The organism is Gemmobacter fulvus (assembly GCF_018798885.1).
GTDB classification, from domain to species: domain Bacteria; phylum Pseudomonadota; class Alphaproteobacteria; order Rhodobacterales; family Rhodobacteraceae; genus Gemmobacter; species Gemmobacter fulvus.
Genome location: NZ_CP076361.1, coordinates 1,408,921 through 1,430,044, shown reverse-complemented (window position 1 = coordinate 1,430,044; position 21,124 = coordinate 1,408,921). Strand labels below are relative to the sequence as shown.

General features: G+C 64.6%; 22 protein-coding genes and 1 tRNA gene. 11 read left to right on the top strand and 12 right to left on the bottom strand.

All coding sequences use genetic code 11. From position 1 onward, the window contains the following. The gene (locus tag KM031_RS07090) at positions 1-471 is read right to left on the bottom strand and encodes a YbaK/EbsC family protein (protein WP_215503814.1); all 471 of its coding nucleotides are present in this window, start codon (positions 469-471) and stop codon (positions 1-3) included. 46 nt (positions 472-517) lie between these two features. Then, positions 518-1,648, bottom strand: coding sequence for an S-(hydroxymethyl)glutathione dehydrogenase/class III alcohol dehydrogenase (locus KM031_RS07085; RefSeq protein WP_215503813.1), 1,131 nt, complete (start codon positions 1,646-1,648; stop codon positions 518-520). A 73-nt stretch (positions 1,649-1,721) separates the two neighbouring features. Between KM031_RS07085 and KM031_RS07080 the strand changes: the two genes are divergently transcribed. The 3 genes from KM031_RS07080 to KM031_RS07070 all read left to right on the top strand — a co-directional run bounded on the left by KM031_RS07080 (position 1,722) and on the right by KM031_RS07070 (position 2,792). After that, positions 1,722-2,081, top strand: coding sequence for an I78 family peptidase inhibitor (locus tag KM031_RS07080; protein ID WP_246566803.1), 360 nt, complete (start codon positions 1,722-1,724; stop codon positions 2,079-2,081). A gap of 98 nt (positions 2,082-2,179) precedes the next feature. Further along, positions 2,180-2,458: an I78 family peptidase inhibitor gene (locus KM031_RS07075; protein WP_215503812.1), complete on the top strand. Its 279-nt coding sequence runs from the start codon at positions 2,180-2,182 to the stop codon at positions 2,456-2,458. Positions 2,459-2,486: 28 nt separating this feature from the next. Continuing rightward, complete coding sequence (locus tag KM031_RS07070) at positions 2,487-2,792, top strand: I78 family peptidase inhibitor (RefSeq protein ID WP_246566802.1); 306 nt, start codon at positions 2,487-2,489, stop codon at positions 2,790-2,792. A 44-nt stretch (positions 2,793-2,836) separates the two neighbouring features. Here KM031_RS07070 and KM031_RS07065 read toward each other — a convergent pair whose 3' ends face one another. From KM031_RS07065 to leuC, 8 genes are all read right to left on the bottom strand, one after another. Next, positions 2,837-3,271 carry a c-type cytochrome gene (locus KM031_RS07065; protein ID WP_215503811.1) on the bottom strand — a complete coding sequence of 145 codons (435 nt, stop codon included), beginning with the start codon at positions 3,269-3,271 and terminating at the stop codon, positions 2,837-2,839. Positions 3,272-3,429: 158 nt separating this feature from the next. Beyond that, positions 3,430-3,506, bottom strand: a tRNA-Pro gene (locus KM031_RS07060). A 93-nt stretch (positions 3,507-3,599) separates the two neighbouring features. Next, positions 3,600-4,565 carry a DMT family transporter gene (locus tag KM031_RS07055; RefSeq protein WP_215503810.1) on the bottom strand — a complete coding sequence of 322 codons (966 nt, stop codon included), beginning with the start codon at positions 4,563-4,565 and terminating at the stop codon, positions 3,600-3,602. Between the two features lie 147 nt (positions 4,566-4,712). After that, positions 4,713-5,819: a 3-isopropylmalate dehydrogenase gene (leuB, locus tag KM031_RS07050; protein WP_215503809.1), complete on the bottom strand. Its 1,107-nt coding sequence runs from the start codon at positions 5,817-5,819 to the stop codon at positions 4,713-4,715. A gap of 78 nt (positions 5,820-5,897) precedes the next feature. After that, positions 5,898-6,932 carry an endonuclease/exonuclease/phosphatase family protein gene (locus KM031_RS07045; protein ID WP_260692134.1) on the bottom strand — a complete coding sequence of 345 codons (1,035 nt, stop codon included), beginning with the start codon at positions 6,930-6,932 and terminating at the stop codon, positions 5,898-5,900. Continuing rightward, positions 6,932-7,768 carry a hypothetical protein gene (locus tag KM031_RS07040; RefSeq protein ID WP_260692124.1) on the bottom strand — a complete coding sequence of 279 codons (837 nt, stop codon included), beginning with the start codon at positions 7,766-7,768 and terminating at the stop codon, positions 6,932-6,934. Before KM031_RS07040 ends, KM031_RS07045 begins: the two co-directional genes overlap by 1 nt. A 423-nt stretch (positions 7,769-8,191) precedes the next feature. Further along, positions 8,192-8,797, bottom strand: a complete 606-nt coding sequence (gene leuD / locus KM031_RS07035) for a 3-isopropylmalate dehydratase small subunit (RefSeq protein ID WP_215503807.1) — start codon at positions 8,795-8,797, stop codon at positions 8,192-8,194. Between the two features lie 12 nt (positions 8,798-8,809). Further along, entirely contained in the window at positions 8,810-10,231 is a 1,422-nt protein-coding gene (leuC, locus tag KM031_RS07030) for a 3-isopropylmalate dehydratase large subunit (protein WP_215503806.1), read from the bottom strand. 489 nt (positions 10,232-10,720) lie between these two features. On the opposite strand from leuC, the gene rsfS reads away from it, so the two are divergent. From rsfS to KM031_RS07000, 6 genes are all read left to right on the top strand, one after another. Further along, complete coding sequence (gene rsfS / locus KM031_RS07025; RefSeq protein WP_215503981.1) at positions 10,721-11,050, top strand: ribosome silencing factor; 330 nt, start codon at positions 10,721-10,723, stop codon at positions 11,048-11,050. Positions 11,051-11,053: 3 nt separating this feature from the next. Next, entirely contained in the window at positions 11,054-11,524 is a 471-nt protein-coding gene (gene rlmH, locus KM031_RS07020; protein ID WP_215503805.1) for a 23S rRNA (pseudouridine(1915)-N(3))-methyltransferase RlmH, read from the top strand. Positions 11,525-11,620: 96 nt separating this feature from the next. Continuing rightward, positions 11,621-13,141 (top strand): 2,3-bisphosphoglycerate-independent phosphoglycerate mutase, encoded by a 1,521-nt coding sequence (gene gpmI, locus KM031_RS07015; protein WP_215503804.1) that lies wholly within the window; start codon positions 11,621-11,623, stop codon positions 13,139-13,141. After that, complete coding sequence (locus tag KM031_RS07010) at positions 13,138-14,292, top strand: murein hydrolase activator EnvC family protein (protein WP_215503803.1); 1,155 nt, start codon at positions 13,138-13,140, stop codon at positions 14,290-14,292. The genes gpmI and KM031_RS07010 overlap by 4 nt, the downstream gene beginning before the upstream one ends. A gap of 19 nt (positions 14,293-14,311) precedes the next feature. After that, on the top strand, positions 14,312-15,652 hold the full coding sequence (locus KM031_RS07005; RefSeq protein WP_215503980.1) for a S41 family peptidase: 1,341 nt from the start codon (positions 14,312-14,314) through the stop codon (positions 15,650-15,652). Positions 15,653-15,709: 57 nt separating this feature from the next. Next, positions 15,710-16,195: an RNA pyrophosphohydrolase gene (locus tag KM031_RS07000; protein ID WP_370879055.1), complete on the top strand. Its 486-nt coding sequence runs from the start codon at positions 15,710-15,712 to the stop codon at positions 16,193-16,195. Between the two features lie 57 nt (positions 16,196-16,252). Here the strand turns inward: KM031_RS07000 and KM031_RS06995 are convergent, their stop codons facing one another. Next, complete coding sequence (locus tag KM031_RS06995; protein ID WP_215503802.1) at positions 16,253-17,527, bottom strand: bifunctional folylpolyglutamate synthase/dihydrofolate synthase; 1,275 nt, start codon at positions 17,525-17,527, stop codon at positions 16,253-16,255. Next, positions 17,524-18,438 (bottom strand): acetyl-CoA carboxylase, carboxyltransferase subunit beta, encoded by a 915-nt coding sequence (accD, locus tag KM031_RS06990; RefSeq protein WP_215503978.1) that lies wholly within the window; start codon positions 18,436-18,438, stop codon positions 17,524-17,526. Before accD ends, KM031_RS06995 begins: the two co-directional genes overlap by 4 nt. A gap of 231 nt (positions 18,439-18,669) precedes the next feature. Between accD and ilvD the strand changes: the two genes are divergently transcribed. Further along, positions 18,670-20,403: a dihydroxy-acid dehydratase gene (gene ilvD, locus KM031_RS06985; RefSeq protein WP_215503977.1), complete on the top strand. Its 1,734-nt coding sequence runs from the start codon at positions 18,670-18,672 to the stop codon at positions 20,401-20,403. After that, entirely contained in the window at positions 20,384-21,034 is a 651-nt protein-coding gene (locus tag KM031_RS06980) for a cation transport ATPase (protein ID WP_215503801.1), read from the top strand. Before ilvD ends, KM031_RS06980 begins: the two co-directional genes overlap by 20 nt. The last annotated feature ends 90 nt before the right edge of the window (positions 21,035-21,124 follow it).

Here is a 21,124-nt window from a genome sequence, read left to right as displayed (position 1 = left end):
TCAGGCGCAGAGCGTCAGCGCGCGGGCCGACAGGACGCGCAGCGCATCGGCCGGGGCGATGCCCAGCAACAACCCGCGCGCGCCGGCATTGATCCACACCTTTGCCGCCGTGCAGGCCGCCGCTTCAAGCGCGGTCGGCACGGGTTTTTTTTGGCCAAACGGGCTGATGCCGCCCACGTGGTAGCGGGTCAGGCGTTCAGCCTTGGCCGGCGGCATCATCGCGGCGGATTTGCCGCCAAACGCCGCCGCCACCCGTTTCATCGACAGGCTGGCATCGGCAGGAATGACGCAGCAGGCAGGCTTGCCATCGACCTCGACCATCAGGGTCTTGAGCGTCAGCGCCGGATCAAGGCCAAGCGCCAATGCGGCGGCAAGGCCGATCTGTTCGGCCTGCGCATCATAGGCATAGGGGTGCAGCGTTACCGGCACCCCTGCCTGTTCCAGAACCCGCAATCCCGGTGTTGCCGCCATGATCCGTCCGCAGTCACGGGGCGGGGGAGGCCCCCGCCCGGCATTGTCAATACAGCACGACCGAGCGGATGCTTTCGCCCTTGTGCATCAGATCGAAGCCCTTGTTGATGTCTTCCAGACCCATGGTGTGCGTGATCATCGGGTCGATCTGGATTTTGCCATCCATGTACCAATCGACGATCTTCGGCACATCGGTGCGGCCACGCGCGCCGCCAAAGGCCGTGCCTTTCCACACCCGGCCCGTCACCAGCTGGAACGGCCTGGTGGCGATTTCCGCGCCCGCCGGGGCCACGCCGATCACCACCGACACACCCCAGCCGCGATGGGTGCATTCCAGTGCATCGCGCATCACCTTGACGTTGCCGGTGCAGTCGAACGAATAATCCGCGCCGCCGATCTGGTCGAACGGGGTCTTGGTCAGGTTGACGATATGCTGCACGACCGAGCCGTCAATCTCTTTCGGGTTGACGAAATGGGTCATGCCGAAGCGTTCGCCCCAGGCCTTGCGGTCATTGTTGATGTCGACGCCGATGATCATGTCGGCCCCGGCCAGTTTCAGGCCTTGCAGCACGTTCAGGCCGATGCCGCCCAGACCAAAGACCACGGCCTTTGCGCCGATCTCCACCTTCGCCGTGTTGATCACCGCGCCGATGCCGGTGGTCACGCCGCAGCCGATATAGCAGATCTTGTCGAACGGCGCGTCTTCCCGCACCTTGGCCAGCGCGATTTCTGGCAGGACGGTGTGGTTCGCAAAGGTCGAGCAACCCATGTAGTGATGGATCGGCGTGCCGTCGAGCATCGAGAACCGCGTGGTGCCATCGGGCATCAACCCCTGACCCTGCGTTGCGCGGATCGCGGTGCAGAGGTTGGTCTTCTGGCTGAGGCAGGACGGGCATTGCCGACATTCCGGGGTGTAAAGCGGAATGACGTGATCGCCGGGTTTCAGCGAGGTAACGCCGGGGCCGACCTCAAGCACCACGCCCGCGCCCTCATGCCCGAGAATCGCCGGGAACAGGCCTTCGGGATCGGCGCCCGACAGGGTGAATTCGTCGGTGTGGCAAATGCCGGTTGCCTTGATTTCCACCAGAACCTCGCCCCATTTCGGGCCTTCGAGGTTCACCTCCATGATTTCAAGCGGTTGTCCGGCGGCAACGGCCACGGCTGCACGGGTGCGCATAGGCTCCTCCCTCTGTCAATTTGCCACAAGCTGTGCGAAACAGGCGTTAATTGCAACGCGGGAAACGGCACTTATGACAGGTCTTGCGAAATCCTCTGCCTTTATTCTGATGCTTCTGATGACGGCCTGTGCCCCGGCACCGGAACCCGAGCCGGTGGCGCCCGTCGTCGTCGTGCCGGGCATCGACCCGGTGACGGGTCTGCCGGTGGATCTGACGCCCGGCCTGAATGACCGCGAGCCGGATACCTGCCATGCGGCGGATTATCAGTATCTGGTCGGCCAGACCGAAGCGGCGGTGCAGGCCGCAGGCATCACCCGGCCCACGCGCATGGTGTCGCTGGGCGGAATTGTCAGCCAGGAGGAATACAATTCCTTCCGCATCAATTTCCAGCTCGATGCGACTGGCACCATCGTCCGTATCAACTGCGGCTGACGGCGTATAAACGCCGGTTTATGCCCTGACGCCGCCTGCCCCCTTGCGGGGGGCGGGCGGTTTCGTCACGTTTGGCCGCAAGGTGCAGGAGTGTGATGATGAATTGGGTCTATATCTGGGCGGCGGCTCTGGGGCTGGCGGGGTGCGTGGCCGCGCCACAGGGGCCGGTCTCAGGCGGTGCGGATCAGGCCAGCTGCGGTGCGGCGCGTCTGGGGGGCTATGTCGGCCAGCCGCGCCTTGCGCTGGATGAGCAATATCTGCCGCAGACGGTGCGTTTCATCCGGCCCGGCGATGCGGTGACCGAGGATTTCAGCCCCAGCCGCCTGAATGTCACGCTCGACCGTGCCGATCAGATCACCGGCTTCTGGTGTGGATAAAGCCGGATATAGCAAGGAAGGATCAGCAATGACAAAACTGGCGATCAGGGGCGCGCTCATGGGCGGTGTTCTGGCTTTGGCGGGTTGCGTTGCACCGCCCGCCACCGGGCCGGGCGCAGAACCGGGCATGCCGCCGGTGATGGGCGGCGATTGTGGCGCAGCCGACCTGCAATATCTGTTGGGGCAGAAGGCGCGGGTGCTGACCACCATGCGCTTTTCACAGCCGCTGCGCGTGCTGAAACCCGGCATGGCTGTGACGATGGATTATGCACCCAACCGGCTGAACATCGAGCTGGATGCGGCAGACACGATCATCCGCGTCGCCTGCGGCTAAGACCTGTGGCCCCGGCACAACTGCGCCGGGGCCACACGGAGCGATTACAGCCGATAGGCGGTGTGGCAGGCCTTGCAGGCACCGCCAACCCCGGCCATTCCGGCCTTGACGGTATCCAGCGAGGTGGCATCCAGCGCCTCGGCTGCGGTCTTGAGCGCGGCCCCCTTGCTGACAAAATCATCCCAGTTGGTCCAGATTTCCGGTTTGGCTTCCGTGGCGGGATCGGTGGCCTGCGGCTCGAATTTCGCGGCGATTTCAGACGATGCCGCGATGATCGCAGCCTTCGCCGCCTCGGCCGCCGCCGCATCAAATGCGGCCTTGCCCCCGGCCATGTCCCCCAGAGTCTTGGTGTTCATGCCAATGGTTTTCATCAATTCCTGACGGGCCTTGACCGTGGGATCGGCAGCTTCGCCTTCGGCAAAGGCCACGCCGCCCGCAAGGACGAGACCGGCAACAAGCAATTTGGACAGTGTTTTCATATTCTGGCTCCGGGCTGAACATACTCCGGGCACTATAGGATGGCCAAATGCGATGCCGATACGGTCTTAAGTCTGACGGGCTGCAAATCACGCGATTGTCATCCTGCGCCATGGTGGGCGCAATCCGCGGGAGTTTTGACAATGCAGGGGGATTTAACTGGTCGGAGCGAGAGGATTCGAACCTCCGACCCCCTGCTCCCGAAGCAGGTGCGCTACCAGGCTGCGCTACGCTCCGACCGTGGCGTGGGGGTTAAACCGTCTTGCGGGGCTTTGCAAGGGGGCGGCTGCGAAAACTTCGCGGCGCGTCGATTTCCCGGCGCGAGGACGGTCAGCCTTCGCTGCGGTCGCGGGCGTCGCGGCGGCGCAGCAGCACCGAGATGCGGGGCATGATGCCGGTTTCCGGGCGCGAGCGGGATTCGAGCACGGGCTGGTTTTCGGACACTTCGGCGCGCCCCTCGCGCATCACGATATACAGGCCCGAGGCGATGATGACGCCCGCGCCGACAAGGGTATAGGTGTCGGGGGATTCGTCAAAGATCAGATAGCCAAAGATCGCCGCCCAGATCATCTGGGAATATTGCATGGGGGCCACGATGACCGCCTCGGCCCGGCGATAGGCCATGATGATCAGCAGCATCGCCACAAAGCTGAAAGCGGCGATGATACCCAGCATGCCCAGATGCTCGATCGGCATCGGCACGTAAACGAAGGGCAGGGCGCAGCCCAGCACGATGAAGTTCGCCACCATCGGATAGAGCAGCAGCACGACCGAGCGTTCCGCCGCACCGATCTTGCGCACCACCACCGAGGCCAGCGAGGAAAACACCGCCGCCGCCAGCGCTGCCATATGGCCGAGGCTCATCGGGGCAGAGCCGGGGCGCAGCACGATCAGCACGCCCACCAGCCCGACCAGCACCGCAAGCCCGCGCCGCAGCCCGACCTTTTCGCCCAGCACCGGAATCGCCAGAAGCGTGATCAGCAGTGGGGCGGCGAACAGAATCGCATAGGTTTCGGCCAGCGGCAGCACCGAAAATGCGTAAAACGCTGTCACCCCGGTGATCACGGTAGAGGCCGCGCGCAGTGCCGTCCACCACGGGTGTTTCGGGCGCAGATGGCCGTCGCTGCGATCCCCCATCAGCATCAGCGTCACCAAAGGGAAGCTGAGCAGGCCCGCGAAGAAGATGATCTGGATGGCGGAATAGTCCTCGCCCAGAAACTTCACCACCACGTCATGCGTGGCATAAATCGCAAAAGCGAGGAGCGCGCAGAGCGCGCCCTGAACATTGGGGCTCATTGGGTCGGACCTGAAGCGGGGCGGGCATGCCCGGTGTTTGCGCTATCAACTGTCGCAGAGAATCCGTGCAGGCTCAATGAGGACTGCCTGCCAAACAGACAAAAGGCCCGCGCGGGGGCGGGCCTTTTGCAAGATTTTGCCGAAAGTTCAGAGGCTGGCGTCAAGCGCCGCAATCACCGCATCGCCCATGGCGGCGGTCGACACCGGGGTGCCGCCTTCGGGGCCCATCAGATCGCCGGTGCGCACGCCATCGGCCAGCACCTTTTCGACGGCTTTTTCCACGCGGGTCGCCTCGTCGCCCAGATCGAAGCTGTAGCGCAGTGCCATCGCAAACGACAGGATGCATGCGATGGGGTTGGCTTTGCCCTGACCGGCGATATCGGGGGCAGAGCCATGCACCGGCTCATACAGCGCCTTGGGGCGGCCATTGGCCATCGGTGCCCCCAGCGAGGCCGAGGGCAACATGCCAAGGCTGCCGGTCAGCATCGCGGCCATGTCCGACAGCAGGTCGCCGAACAGGTTGTCGGTCAGGATCACGTCGAACTGTTTGGGCCAGCGACACAGCTGCATCGCGCCGGCATCGGCATACATATGCGAAAGCTGCACATCCGGGTATTCCTTGTCATGGATCTCCTGCACAACTTCGCGCCACAGGATGCCGGATTCCATCACATTGGCCTTCTCCATCGAGCAGACCTTATTGTTGCGGCGGCGCGCCAGTTCGAAGGCCGACCGTGCCACACGAGCAATCTCGGATTCGGTGTAGCGCTGGGTGTTGATGCCCACACGCTCGTTGCCTTCGGTGAAGATGCCGCGCGGTTCGCCGAAATAGACGCCCGAGGTCAGTTCGCGCACGATGACGATATCAAGGCCCGCCACCACGTCTTTTTTCAACGACGAGAAATCGGCCAGCGCATCAAAGCACTGGGCTGGGCGCAGGTTTGAAAACAGGTCCATTTCCTTGCGCAGGCGCAGCAAGCCGCGCTCCGGTTTCACGCTGAAATCCAGCACGTCATATTTCGGCCCGCCCACCGCGCCCAGCAGCACAGCGTCAACCGCCTGTGCCTTGGCCATGGTATCGTCATGCAGCGGGGTGCCATGCTTGTCATAGGCGCAGCCGCCGACCAGATCTTCGCTGACGTCAAAGGTGATGCCGCGTTTGTCACCGAACCAGCCGATGATCTTTTTGACCTCGGCCATGACTTCGGGGCCGATGCCGTCGCCGGCAAGAATGAGGATGGAGGGATTGGCCAAGGCGGGCTCCTGCTTTTCCTGAAAATAGGCTGCGGGAGGCCTAGCCCCTTGTGGCAATTGGGTCAAGCCACGCAGGGCTCAGGGCAGGGTGATATCGACCCAGACTGGCGCATGGCGCGAGGCGGTGGCAAGGGTTTGCGCCAGCGGATCGGTGGTCGGGGGCCAGAGCACCCCTGCACCGCTGACGGTCAGCCCGGCGGAGGGCAGGACGTAATCGACCCGCAGCCCGCCGGGGCCTTGCGGATAAAGGGCGGTATCCAGCGCCGGGTCGCCCTTGTGGGCCGGTTCGCTGCGGCCATGGCGGCCGCGCGGGGCGGGATCTTGCAGGCGCGGATCGGCCAGCAGCGCGCGGATGCCTGCCACCCGGCCATCGCCATCGACGGGATCAAGATTGGCATCGCCCAGCAGCACGAAAGGCGCTGCGGGGGCGGGGCTTGGCAAGGCACCATCCAGCAGCCGCAGCCAAAAGGCTGCCTCGTCATGGTTGCGGCGGCCATTGCGATCCTCTGGCCCGTCAAACACCGGCGGCGTGGCCAGAAACCCCATGACGGTCAGCGCCGTGCCATCCGGCAGGGTGACGGGCACCTGCCAGTGGTTGGTGGTGGACAGGCGTTGTACCGCGCGTTCGGCCTCGGTCATGTCGGGGGGCAGCAGCGCACCCGGCAGATCGGCCCAGAGAAAGCCGGTATGATCCACCGCAGCCTCGGCCCGGATCGGTAGCCGCGACAGCAGCGCCATGCCGCTTTCGCCCGCAAAGCGGCCATATCCCATCGCATCGCGCGGATCACCAAGGCGGCCGTTGCGATCCAGATCCAGCCCGGTCGGCACGCCGGTATTGGGACGAAGGGCAAAGCGGTAGGGATAGGGGGCACCAGCGGCAGTCAGCCGGTCGGCGAGCGCCGAGAGCGCCACCAGCCGCGTGTCATGGTCGATGCCGGTCAGCAGCAGCAGATCGGCATCCAGCGCCACGATGCCTTGCAACACGGCGGCAATCTGCGGGCTGTCGTCCCGCAGGATCTCGGCCAGCAGCAGCCCCGGCCCGTCGCGTGACAGATCGGCATTCCAGGTGGCAATGCGCAGCGTATCGGCGGCAGCCGGGGCCGCCAGCAGGATCAGGCCGGAATATAGCCAGACTGATCGACCAGACCGGACAGGCGGCGCTTTTCGCGGATCATCGCGGCAATCTTGCCCATGGCGATGCCGCGCATGAACAGGCTGGCGGGAAGGAAGGACCATGCGGTCATTGTCCAGATCAGGGTTTGCGGGGTGGTCAGGGTCAGCGGCTCGAACCCGGCAGAGCCGATCTTGACCACGGCGGGGATCAGGAATGGCAGCAGGAAGCCGAAGGCGATGTTGATGCGGGCATCGCGTTCCAGCCGCGCCACCACATCGCCGCCCGCTGTCGGATCGAAGGTGGGCAGGTTGACCCAGACATTGAAAACATCGGTGCGTGACGGCCAGCCTTTCATCTTCAGCAGGACGACGAAGAACGACAGGCCGATCAGCGAGGTCAGATAGGCCATGCCCGCAGCGGTGCGCACGGCGATCACCTGCGCCTCTGACGCGCCATTGGCCATCATCAGCGTGGCAAGGCGCACCGGGGAATAAGGGAAATCCAGTGCATTGCCGATCAGCAGACCCACGGCATTGACCAGCAGGGTCAGCGAGGTCGGCGAAATCGCGCTTTTCGCAATGATGGTCAGCAGGAACACGGTGAAGAACAGGATCAGGAAGCGCACCCGGTTGAAGGGCGGCGCGTCGCGGAACTCGATCAGGCCGGGATAGGTGGTCTTGTATTCGGCAAAGGTCAGCGCACCGGCGAACAGAGCGACCAGAGCAACCATCTGTTTGCCATCCGACCCCGTGCCGGGCAACAGCACAGAGGGCGTGGCAACCAGCGCCATCACCAGAAATGCACGACACGCTGCGCCTGTCAGCCGCGAAACCACTGCTCTGCCTTCCTCGACCCGGACGGACGCGATTCTTTGCCGCGTCCTTATCCCTATTTCCCGCACATTGTGGCGGGCTGCCTCAATCTTGCCCAAATTGTGCCTTCTTTCGTTCCCAGCCGCAACGGTCCGAACGATAAGGCACGGTTAATAAGGCAAAACTGCGGAGAATGTGTCGCCCGATTGCATCATTTGCGGGAAGCAATTGTGGCGGAGTTGCGGCCACGGCCCGAGGCGGGGCAGGTTTTGTGGTGCGACGCGGAGTCAGAACAGCATCTCGTAGGCGGGTGGCAAAAATCGGCGTGGCGGATTTTTTCCATAAAATGCGTGGCAACGCGCCAAAATCGCCGCTGTCCTGTGATCGGCCATGAAAACGGGGCGAAGCCTGCGCCTCGCCCCGTTTGTGTCAGATCAGATTGCGGCTCAGGCCCAGGGGCGCAGGGTTTTGGCCTTGGCCTCGAACCCGTCGATGGCCGCCGCCTTTTCCAGCGTCAGCCCGATGTCGTCCAGCCCGTTCAGCAGGCAATGCTTGCGGTGGCTGTCTACGTCAAAGGCAAAGCTCTGCCCGTCCGAGGTGGTGAGGGTCTGCGCCTCCAGATCGACGGTGACGCGCGCATTGGCCCCCTTGCGGGCATCGGCCATCAGCACATCGACCACCTCTTGCGGCATCACGATCGGCAGGATGCCGTTCTTGAAGCAGTTGTTGTAGAAGATGTCGGCAAAGCTGGTGGAGATCACGCAGCGGATGCCGAAGTCCAGAAGCGCCCAGGGCGCATGTTCGCGCGACGAGCCGCAGCCGAAATTGTCACCGGCCACGATGATCTCGGCCGACCGATAGGCGGGCTGGTTCAGCACGAAATCCGGGATTTCCGCCCCGTCCTGCGTATAGCGCATCTCGTCGAACAGGTTCTTGCCAAGGCCCGACCGCTGGATCGTCTTGAGGAACTGTTTCGGGATGATCATGTCGGTGTCGATATTGACCAGCGGCATGGGCGCCGCGATCCCGGTGAGTGTGGTGAATTTATCCATCTTGTCCGCTCCTCAGACCGTTTCCGCCATGAACTCGCGCACGTCGGTCAGATGACCTGTCACCGCCGCTGCCGCTGCCATCGCGGGGGACAGCAGGTGGGTGCGCCCGCCGCGGCCCTGACGGCCTTCGAAGTTGCGGTTGCTGGTGGCGGCGCAACGCTCTCCGGGCGACAGTTGATCGGGGTTCATGGCAAGGCACATGGAGCAGCCTGCCAGACGCCATTCAAAGCCCGCGTCGAGGAAGATCTGGGCCAGACCCTCTTCTTCGGCCTGGGCGCGCACGAGGCCCGATCCGGGCACGACCATTGCGCGCATCCCGTCCTTGATCTTCTTGCCCTTCAGGATCGCGGCAGCGGCGCGCAGATCCTCGATCCGGCCATTGGTGCAAGACCCGATGAACACGGTGTCGATCTTGATGTCGGTCAGCTTCTGGCCGGGGGTCAGGCCCATGTAATCCAGCGAGCGCTGCACCGCTTCGACCTTGCCGCCTTCAAACTGGCTGGGCGAGGGCACCACACCGTTGATCGGCAGCACATCCTCGGGCGAGGTGCCCCAGGTGACGACCGGGGCGATGTCTTCGCCCTTGATGACCAGAACCTTGTCGAAATGCGCACCTTCATCGGTGAAGAGCGTTTTCCAATAGGCGACGGCGGCTTCCCATGCAGCACCTTTCGGCGCGTGCGGACGGCCCATGCAATAGGCAAAGGTCTTTTCATCTGGGGCGATCAGACCGGCGCGGGCGCCGCCTTCGATGGCCATGTTGCACACGGTCATCCGGCCTTCCATCGACAGTTCGCGAATGGCCTGGCCGCAATATTCGATCACATAGCCGGTGCCGCCTGCGGTGCCGGTTGCGCCGATCACCGACAGGGTGATGTCTTTCGCCGTCACGCCGGGGCGCAGCGAGCCGGTGATTTCCACCTTCATGTTCTTGGATTTCTTCTGGATCAGCGTCTGCGTCGCCAGAACATGCTCCACTTCCGAGGTGCCGATGCCATGGGCGAGCGAGCCGAAGGCGCCATGCGTCGCGGTGTGGCTGTCACCACAGACCACGGTCATGCCCGGCAGCGTCCAGCCCTGTTCGGGGCCGACGATATGCACGATGCCCTGACGCACATCGGACACCGGATAGTAGTTCACACCGAAATCGCGGGCGTTCTTGTCCAGCGCCTCGACCTGAATCCGGCTGTCTTCGGTCATGGTGGCCGCATTGGCACGATCCAGCGTGGTGGGCACGTTGTGATCCGGTACCGCGATGGTCTTTTCCGGGGCGCGGACCTTGCGGCCGGTCATGCGCAGGCCTTCAAACGCCTGCGGGCTGGTGACTTCATGCACCAGATGGCGGTCGATATACAGCAGGCAGGTGCCGTCTTCGGCCTGATGGACGACGTGATCGTCCCAGATCTTGTCATAGAGGGTACGCGGAGCGGTCATGGCTCTCACCTTAATCTGATGGGATGGCTTTGAAGGGGATCAGGCGCAGCGGCAGCGGGCGCGCAACAGCGCACCCCGCCGCATCAAAGCTGCGCGAGGATGTTGCGGGTATCACCAAAGAACCGGGCGGGAAGCCGGGCATGATCGGTGATGTTGAAATAGACGAACCCTTGCATGGGGCGTTTGATACGCCCGAATCGCGGCCTGTGCAAGTTTTGCGGGCAATGCAGCGCGGCGGGGTGGGGCCTATCCGGTTCCGCACTGGACGGCGGCGGCGGTTCCGGCTAAGGGCACGGGCTTGCATCGCGGCCAGATTGTTGAGTTTGGCCTGCTGCGATGTTACTTATGTAGAGCATCCCAGCGCCGGGGACTGTGGCGGCGCGCTATCTGGAGGACGAAGTCCTGTCTCATTCTGATCCTGCGACCGGGCTTCCGGTCGGGCCGAGGGCCGCGCGCGTGACCGACGCCGACCCGTCGAGCGAACTTCTGCTGGAGCGTGTCATCGCCTCGCTGGAAGATGACAAAGCCGAAGACATCGTGCAGATCGACCTGCGTGGCCGGTCCGACATGGCGGATTACATGGTGATCTGTTCCGGGCGTTCGACCCGGCAGGTGGCGGCCATTTCGGAAAAGCTGGTCGACCGGCTGAAACAGGAATTCGGCCGTCTGTCCAAGATCGAAGGCAAGGAAACCGGCGATTGGGTTCTGATCGATTCGGCCGATGTCATCGTGCATGTGTTCCGCCCCGAAGTGCGCGAATTCTATCAGCTCGAAAAGATGTGGCTGCCGGGCGGCCAGCACCGGCCCGATCCGGTCTGATCGATGCGGGTGCATCTGTGTGCGGTGGGGCGGCTGCGGGCCGGCCCCGAACGCGATCTGGTGCAGGACTATGTGACGCGGTTTGACCGCACGGGCCGGGCCTTGAGGCTTGGCCCTTTTGCTGAGCATGAGGTCGAGGACAAGCGCGGCGGCGGCATGGAGGCCGAGGCCGAATTGCTGGCCCGCGCCGTGCCGAATGGCGCGCTGATCTGCGTGATGGATGAGCGCGGCAAGGTGCTGAGCAGCCCCGAATTCGCCGATCAGCTGGCGCGCTGGCGCGCTGGCGGGCGGCAGGATGTGGCCTTCGTGATCGGCGGTGCCGATGGCATCGCCCCGGTGCTGCGCGACCGCGCCGATTTCGCGCTGTCCTTCGGGCGGATGGTCTGGCCGCATATGCTGGTGCGGGTGATGCTGGCCGAACAGCTGTATCGCGCCGCGTCGATCCTGTCGGGGGCGCCCTATCACCGGGTGTGATCCGCAGGCGCAAAGGCGCAGCCGGGCGGGCCAAAGCCCGTTGCACGCCCCCGCCGCGCGGCGTAAAACCCCTGCAACGCAAGGAAAGGGCCGCGCATGACCACTCCGAAACCTGTCGTTCTGTGTATTCTGGATGGCTGGGGCTATCGCGAGGACAGCACGGCCAATGCGCCTGCCCTGGCTCATACGCCGAATTTCGACCGGATCTGGGCGGAGTGCCCGCACAACCTGCTGATCACCCATGGGCCGGATGTTGGCCTGCCCACCGGGCAGATGGGCAATTCAGAGGTGGGGCATACCAATATCGGCGCGGGCCGCGTGGTGGCGATGGATCTGGGCGCGATTGATCTGGCGATCGAAACCGGATCCTTCTTCCAGAATGAGGCACTTCTGGCCTTTATCGCCCGGCTGAAAGCGACCGGCGGCACCGCGCATCTGATCGGTGTGGTGTCGGATGGCGGCGTGCATGGGCATATCGTGCATGTGCTGGCGGCGGCACGGGCGGTGGCGCAGGCCGGGGTTCCGGTGGTGCTGCATGCGATCACCGACGGGCGCGATGTGGCGCCGTCTTCGGCCCTGGGCTTCATGCGCGAACTTGTTGACGGGCTGCCTGCGGGCGCGCGGGTCGGCACCGTGATCGGCCGCTATTGGGCGATGGACCGCGATACCCGCTGGGAGCGGGTGGAGCGTGCCTTCCGCGCCATGGTGCAGGGGCAGGGCGAGGCCGCCCCGGATGCGGTGACGGCTGTGGATTCCGCCTATGTGCGGGGCGAGACGGATGAATTCATCGCCCCCACGGTGATCGGCGGTTATGCGGGCGCGCGCAGTGGCGATGGCGTGTTCTGCCTGAACTTCCGGGCCGACCGTGCGCGCGAGATCCTGTCGGCGCTGGGTGATGCGTCGTTTGACGGCTTTGATGCCGGTGTCCGCCCGGCGTGGGCGGCGATGCTGGGCATGGTGGATTATTCGACGGCGCATAACGCCTTTATGACCACGGCCTATCCCAAGCAGAATATCACCAATACGCTGGGCGAATGGGTGGCCAAGCAGGGCCGCACGCAGTTCCGACTGGCCGAGACCGAAAAATACCCGCATGTCACCTTCTTCCTGAACGGCGGCAAGGAAGTCGCCTCGCCCGGCGAAGATCGCTTCATGCCGAAATCGCCCAAAGTGGCGACCTATGATCTGCAACCGGAAATGAGCGCGCCCGAAGTGTCGGATCAGCTCGTCGGCGCGATCCGGCATGGCTATGACCTGATTGTCGTGAACTTTGCCAACCCCGATATGGTCGGACATACCGGCGATCTGGCGGCAGCGATGGCCGCCTGTGAAGCGGTCGATGCCGGGCTGGGCCGCGCGCTTGCGGCGCTGGCGCAGGTGGGCGGCGCGATGATCGTGACGGCGGATCATGGCAATTGTGAAGTTATGGTCGATCCGGTGACGGGTGGCCCGCATACGGCGCATACCACCAACCCGGTGCCGGTCATTCTGGTGGGTGGCCCTGCCGGGGCTAGCCTGCGCAGCGGCGGACGGCTGGCTGATCTGGCCCCCACGCTTCTGGCGCTGATGGGTCTGCCGCAACCTGCCGAAATGACAGGCAAAAGCCTGATCGCATGATCCGTCGCAGCACCGCCCTTGCCTTTGCCCTTTGCCTTGTCTTTGGCGGGGCGGCCCATGCCGTCACGGTGGCCGAACAGGCACAGGCGGCGGCTGTCGATCTGCAAAAGGCGGTGCAGGCGCTGGATGCCGCCCGCGAGGCGCGGGACCGCGTGCAGGCGCTGACGCAGACCATCGGCGCCTATGAGCTGGGTCTGGGCGCGCTGCGCGAAAACCTGCGGCAAGCCTCGATCCGCGAGGCGACGCTGGTCTTGCAGTTCGAGGCCAAGCGCGACCGCGTGGCGCAGCTGGTCGGCGTTCTGAGCCGGATGGAGGCCGATCCCGCGCCGCTGTTGCTGCTGCACCCGTCCGGGCCTTTGGGCACCGTGCGGTCGGGCATGATGATTGCCGATGTCACCCCCGCGCTTCAGGCCGAGGCCGAGGCGATGCGGGTGCAGTTGCAAGAGGTGCGCGACCTGCGCGCCTTGCAGGTTTCGGCAGGCAAGACGCTCAGCGATGGGTTGCGCGTGGCGCAAGAGGCGCGGACCGCGCTGTCAAAGGCCATTTCCGATCGCACCGAACTGCCGCGCCGCTTTACCGAAGACCCCGAGGTGCTGCGCGGCCTGCTGGAAAGCGCCGATACGCTGGATGCCTTTGCCGGTGGTCTGGCGCTGAACGAGACGGAAAGCGACGGCATGGCGGACTTCGGCTTTGGCCGGGGCATGCTGCCGCTGCCGGTGCTGGGCACGCTGCTGCGCCGCCCGGACGAGGCCGATGGTGCAGGCGTGCGCCGCCCGGGCATGGTGCTGGCCACCCGCAAACAGGCGCTGGTCACGGCCCCCTGGTCGGGCACAATCCGCTATCGCGGGCCGCTGCTCAATTTCGGAAACGTGATTATCCTTGAACCGGGCGCAGGCTATCTTCTGGTGTTGGCGGGGCTGGAAACCGTTTATGGCGAGGTGGGCGAGGTGATTGCCAGCGGCGCGCCGCTGGGCCTGATGGGCGGCGGGGAACCGGGAATGGACGAGTTTCTTGTCTCTGCACAGGATGGTGGTGGCGCGCGCGATACGGAAACGCTTTATGTAGAGTTGCGGCAAGGGTCCGAGCCGGTGGACCCGATGCCATGGTTTGCGGCCACAGCGCCGCTCGCAGAGGCCCAGCAGGAGCCTTGATAGGGGAATGACGAAGGCGATGAAGAAATTCGTGATGGCCGCCCTGGGCGGCACCGTGGCTGGTGTGTTGCTGACGACGCAGATTGCCGGGCCTCTCGTCGCACAGGAGGCGGCCAAAAACGCCTCGGTCTACGAACAGTTGGATCTGTTCGGCGATATCTTTGAACGCATTCGCGGCCAATATGTCGAAGAGGTGGACAGCAAGGATCTGATCGAGGCGGCGATCAACGGCATGCTGACCTCGCTGGATCCCCATTCCAGCTATCTGCCGCCCAAGGATTTCGACAATATGCAGGAACAGACCCGCGGCGAATTCGGCGGGCTGGGCATCGAGGTCACGCAGGAAGAAGGCTTCGTCAAGGTCGTCTCGCCGATGGATGACACCCCGGCAGATAAGGCCGGGATTCAGGCGGGCGATTTCATCACCCATGTGAACGGCGAAAGCGTGCTGGGTCTGGCGCTGGATGACGCGGTGGAGATGATGCGCGGCGAGGTGGGTTCGGAAATCATCATCACCGTCGTGCGCGAAGGCGTCGAAGAGCCGTTCGATGTGTCGATCATCCGCGACACGATCAAGCTGACGGCGGTGAAGGGCCGCGTGGTGGGCAATACCGTGGTGCTGCGCCTGACCACCTTCAATGATCAGACCTATCCGGGCCTGGAAGAAGAGCTGAACAAGGCCGCCAAGGAAATCGGCGGCATGGACAAGGTGAACGGGGTGGTGCTGGATCTGCGCAACAACCCGGGCGGCCTGCTGACCCAGGCGATCAAGGTGTCGGATGCCTTCCTCGAAAAAGGCGAGATCGTCTCCACCCGGGGGCGTGCGACAACGGATGGCGAACGGTTCAATGCCGAAACCGGCGATGTGGTCGGTGGCAAACCGATGGTGGTGCTGATCAATGGCGGCTCTGCCTCGGCGTCTGAAATCGTCGCAGGGGCCTTGCAGGATCACCGCCGCGCCATCGTGGTCGGCACCAAGAGCTTCGGCAAGGGCTCGGTGCAGACCGTGGTGCCGCTGCGCGGCGAAGGCGCGATGCGCCTGACGACGGCGCGCTATTATACCCCCTCGGGCCGCTCCATCCAGGCGCTCGGCATTTCGCCCGACATCGTGGTCAACCAGCCGGTGAAGAAAACCGGCGAGGCAGGCACCGAAGAACAGGCCGCTGAGGCCAATGCACGGTCAGAGGCCGATCTGCGCGGCGTGCTCTCCAACGATTCGATGACCGAGGACGAAAAGCGCCAGTACGAAGAAGAACAGGCCAAGGCCGCCGAAGCCGCCAAGATGCGCGACGAGGATTACCAACTGGCCTATGCCGTGGATATCCTGCGCGGCGCGGCAGCGATTGCCGTCAAACCCTGATGCCGATGCGGGGGCCGGTGCGTCCGGCCCCTGCCTTTCCCCTCTCATTGGTCCCGCATGATGCCGCACTCGCCTGACACGCTGCCCTACCGCCCCTGCGTCGGGGTCGTGCTGATCAATGCCGAAGGGCTGATCTTCACCGGCAACCGCAAGGACAGCGCCGTTGCGGCCTGGCAGATGCCGCAGGGCGGCATTGATGACGGCGAAAAGCCCCGCAAGGCCGCCCTGCGCGAATTATGGGAAGAAACCGGCGTGACTGAGGATCTGGTCGAATTCATCGCCAAGACCGAAGACTGGCTGACCTATGACCTGCCGCCGGAACTGCTGGGCAAGGTCTGGGGCGGCAAATATCGCGGCCAGAAACAGAAATGGTTCCTGTTCCGCTACCTCGGGCGCGATGATCAGGTCACGATTGACACCGACCACCCGGAGTTTGACCGCTGGCAATGGAGCGAGGCGGACGCCATGGTCGCCAATATCGTGCCGTTCAAACGTGCGGTCTATGAACAGGTGGTCGCGGCCTTCCGCCCGCATCTGCGCTAGGCGGCGCTTGTCCTTTCATCTTGGCAAAAATATCCGAGGGGGCAAGGCCCCCTCCGCTCAGCCGTTCTCGCGCAGGATCGTGCCCGCAAGATAAAGCGAGCCGCAGATCAGCACCCGTGCCGTGGGATCCTGCGCCGCGATCTGCTGCAAGGCCGCCTGCACCGAGGCGGCTTCCTGCGCCGGGATCGCCACCGCTGCCGCCGCCGCCGCCGTGGTGGCGGCAGGCAGGGTATTGGCCTCGCCGGGGATCGACACCGCATGCAGGGCCTGCAGATGCGGTTGCAGCGGGCGCAGGTAGCCCGCGATGTCCTTGGTGTTCAACATGCCACAAATCGCATGGGTCGGGCGGGTAGGCATGGCCGCCAGCGTTGCGGCAATCGCAGCACCGCCTGCCGGGTTGTGCCCGCCATCCAGCCAAAGCTCGACCTGCGGCGCGCTGTCCACCAGCGGCCCCCGGCGCAGACGCTGCATGCGGGCAGGCCAGGAGGCACGGCTGACGGCGGCTTCGCAGGCGGCCTCGTCCAGCCCCAGATAGCGCAGGGCGGCCAGCGCGGCCCCGGCGTTCTGAATCTGATGCGGTCCGGGCAGATTGGGCAGCGGCAGGTCCAGCAGGCCGCGCTCGTCCTGATAGATCAGCCGCCCGCGATCCGCGCTCACATGCCAGTGCTGGCCATAGGCCAGCAGCGGCGCGCCCAGCCGTTCGGCCCGCGCCTCGATCACCGCGAGGCCCTCGTCTTCCTGCGGCCCGACCACACAGGGCACGCCGCGCTTCAGGATCCCGGCCTTTTCGCCTGCGATCTCGGGCAGGGTGTCGCCCAGATATTGCTGATGGTCGATAGATACCGGGGTGATGATGGTCAGCGCCGGGCGGTCCACCACATTGGTGGCATCCAGCCGCCCTCCCAGACCCACTTCCAGCAGTGTGTAATCCGCAGGCGTGCGCGAAAAGGCCAGAAAGGCCGCACAGGTGGTGATCTCGAAAAACGTGATCTCCTCGCCGCCATTCGCCGCCACACATTCATCCAGCAAGGCCATCAGCGCGGGTTCCGAAATCAATTCGCCCGCCAGCCGGATACGTTCGTGAAAATAGGCCAGATGCGGCGAGGTATAGGCATGGGCGGTCTTGCCCGCCGCCTCGAGCCCGGCGCGGATCATCGCCTGCGTGCTGCCCTTGCCATTGGTGCCTGCCAGATGGATCACCGGCGGCAGGCGGCGTTCGGGGTGGCCAAGGGCGGCCAGCATGCGATGCACGCGGTCCAGCGTCAGGTCGATGATCTTCGGATGAAATGCCATCATCCGGGCGAGGATCGCGTCGGAACCGGCGGTGTTCATTTCAGGCCGGGTTTGGCGGGGGGGGCGTCTGTCGGGGCAGGCAGGTCGCCCTTGATCGCCGGGGATTGCCGGGTCAGCATGCGGATGATCGTCACCAGCTCGTCCTTCATCGCCTTGCGATGGGTCACACGGTCCAGCATGCCATGGTCCAGCAGATATTCGGCGCGCTGAAAGCCTTCGGGCAGCTTTTCGCGGATGGTCTGTTCGATCACGCGCGGCCCGGCAAAGCAGATCAGCGCATTCGGTTCGGCAATCTGCACATCGCCCAGCATGGCATAGCTGGCGGTGACGCCGCCGGTGGTCGGATGGGTCAGCACCACGATATAGGGCAGGCCCGCCTCTTTCAGCATCTGCACCGCCACGGTGGACCGCGGCATCTGCATCAGCGACAGGATACCTTCTTGCATCCGCGCACCACCTGCGGCGGAAAACAGCACCAGCGGGCGTTTCAGCACCACGGCACGCTCTGCCGCCGCCACGATGGCATTGCCGACATACATACCCATGGAGCCGCCCATGAAGGCGAAATCCTGCCCCACGGCCACAATGGGGGTGCGCAGCACCTCGCCTTCGGCCACCAGCATCGCATCACGCTCGCCCGTGGCTTTCTGCGCGGCTTTCATCCGGTCGGGGTATTTTTTCTGATCGCGGAAATGCAGCGGGTCGGCCACCGGCTCCGGCACCTTCACCTCGATGAACACGCCGCCGTCAAACAGCGCGGTGAACCGGTCGCGCGGGGTGATCGCCATATGGTGATCGCAATGGGTGCAGACGTTCAGATTGTCTGCCAATTCGCGGTGAAACAGCATGGTCCCGCATTCGGGGCACTTCGTCCACAGGTTTTCCGGCACTTCCCGGCGCGAGAAGAGCGAGTTGATCTTGGGGCGGACGTAGTTGGAGATCCAGTTCATGCGGGCTGGCCCTTTGGTCATTGCTTGGCCCCCGAAATAAGGCGCGGGGGGCAGAATTGCAATCATATGCTTGGCCGGGACGGCGCGAGGGGGCGGATTGACCGCCAACGCGGCGCGGCAGGGCCGCTTTGCGGACCATGCTTGCACATTCCCGTCTTGCCGCGCCGCGTTGCGGCCTTTATTCCAAGGCGCAAGCCAATTCCCGGAGGACAAGCCCCCATGACCAGCCCGATGAAAAACTCCCGTTTCGACAAATCGAAACTGCCGAGCCGCCATGTGACCGAAGGCCCGTCCCGTGCGCCCCATCGCAGCTATTTCTATGCCATGGGCATCACCGAGGAAGAGATCCATCAGCCCTGGGTCGGGGTGGCAACCTGCTGGAACGAGGCAGCGCCCTGCAACATCGCCCTGAACCGTCAGGCGCAAAGCGTGAAGATGGGCGTGAAGAAGGGCGGCGGCACGCCGCGCGAATTCACCACCATCACCGTCACCGACGGCATCGCCATGGGCCATGAGGGCATGCGCTCCAGCCTCGCGTCGCGCGATGCAATCGCCGATACGGTCGAGCTGACGATGCGCGGCCATTGCTATGACGCCATCGTGGGTCTGGCAGGCTGCGACAAATCTCTGCCGGGCATGATGATGGCGATGGTCCGGCTCAACGTGCCGTCGGTGTTCATCTATGGCGGCTCCATCCTGCCGGGCCGGTTGAATGGCAAGGACGTGGTGGTGCAGGACGTGTTCGAAGCGGTGGGGCAGCATCAGGCCGGCAATATGTCGGACGCCGAGCTTGCCATTCTGGAACGCGTTGCATGCCCCAGCGCCGGGGCCTGCGGCGGCCAGTATACCGCCAATACGATGGCCTGCGTGTCCGAGGCCATCGGTCTGGCGCTGATGAATTCGTCGGGTGCGCCAGCGCCCTATGAAAGCCGCGACCAATATGGCGACGCCTCGGGCGTGGCCGTGATGAACCTGATCGAAAAGAACATCCGCGCGCGTGACATCGTGACCCGCAAGGCGCTGGAAAATGCGGCACGTGTGGTGGCCTGCACCGGCGGGTCGACCAATGCCGGTCTGCACCTGCCCGCCATCGCGCATGAGGCCGGGATCGACTTTGACCTGTTCGATGTCTGCGAGATTTTCCGCGACACGCCCTATTTCGTCTCGCTTCGTCCGGGCGGCAGCTTTGTGGCGAAAGACCTCTATGAGGCAGGCGGCGTGCCGGTGGTGATGAAAGAGCTGCGCAAGGCCGGGCTGATGCACGAGGATTGCATCACCGCATCGGGCCGCAGCATGGGCGAAGAGCTTGACCTGATCGAACGCGAGGCCGATGGCCGCGTGATCTATCCGGTGTCGGCGCCAATCTCGAAAACCGGCGGTGTGGTCGGCCTGAAGGGCAATCTTGCCCCCGATGGGGCCATCGTGAAAGTGGCCGGCATGTCCGAAGCCGAGCAGGTCTTTGCAGGCCCGGCGCGCGTGTTCGAATGTGAAGAGGACGCCTTCGAAGCGGTGCAGAAGCGCGAATACAAAGAAGGCGAAGTCATCGTCATCCGCAACGAAGGCCCCGCAGGCGGGCCGGGGATGCGCGAAATGCTGGCCACCACCGCGGCGCTGTCGGGGCAGGGCATGGGCAAGAAGGTGGCGCTGATCACCGATGGCCGGTTCTCGGGGGCGACGCGCGGCTTCTGCGTGGGCCATGTCGGGCCGGAAGCGGCGCATGGCGGGCCGATCGCGCTGCTGAAAAATGGCGACATGATCACCCTGAACGCGGTCACGGGCGAATTGTCGGTGGCGCTGACCGATGCCGAACTGGCCGCGCGCAAGGCCGAATGGAAAGGCCCGCGTCAGACGCAGTATGAAAGCGGTGCGCTCTACAAATACGCCCGTCTGGTTGGTGGGGCCCGTCAGGGCGCTGTCACGCATCCGGGCGCCAAGGCCGAACGCCATGTCTATATGGACCAGTAAGGGCGGCGCTGCGGCGCTGCTCTGCTGTGCGGTTCTGAGCGGCTGCGTCGTCCCTCCGGGGGGCGGCGCAAACTCCGGTGCACAGCCGGGGCGTCAGGCCGTTCTGGGCGGTGCCGTCACGCTGGCGGCCCCGCCGGGCTATTGCATCGAACCGGCCTCGCGGCTGGAACGCGAAGATACCGCCATCCTGCTGATGGGGCGCTGTGATGGTGCCGCAGACCGCGCGCCTGCGGTGCTGACCGGCACGGTGGGCGCGGCGGGTTCGGGCGCAGGTGTGGATATTGCCGGGGGCGGGCCGGAGCTTGCCGCCTTCTTCCGGTCGGAACGCGGGCGCGCGGCACTCAGCCGTCGGGGCCGGGCGCGCGATGTGGTGCTGCACGAGGCGCTTGGCATCAACGGTGCTTTCCTGCTGCGGCTGACCGATACCGGGCCGGGCAAGGGCACACTGGTGCAGGCGCAAAGCTGGCGCGCGGTGCTGCCCTTGGGCGGGCGGCTGGTCAGCCTGACCGTGGCCGGAACCGCTGCGGCCCCACTGGACCGCGCGACCGGGCGCAAGCTGATCGAGGCCTTCGTGGTCGCAACGCGGGCTGCCAATCGCGGCACCACCGCAAAAAGCACCGCCACCCCCTGAGAAAACACCGCTAACCCTTGAGAGGGCTAGCGTTTTTAACCAATTGCGGTGATAAACGATTCGTTTCCATATCGGCAACAACCGGTGTGG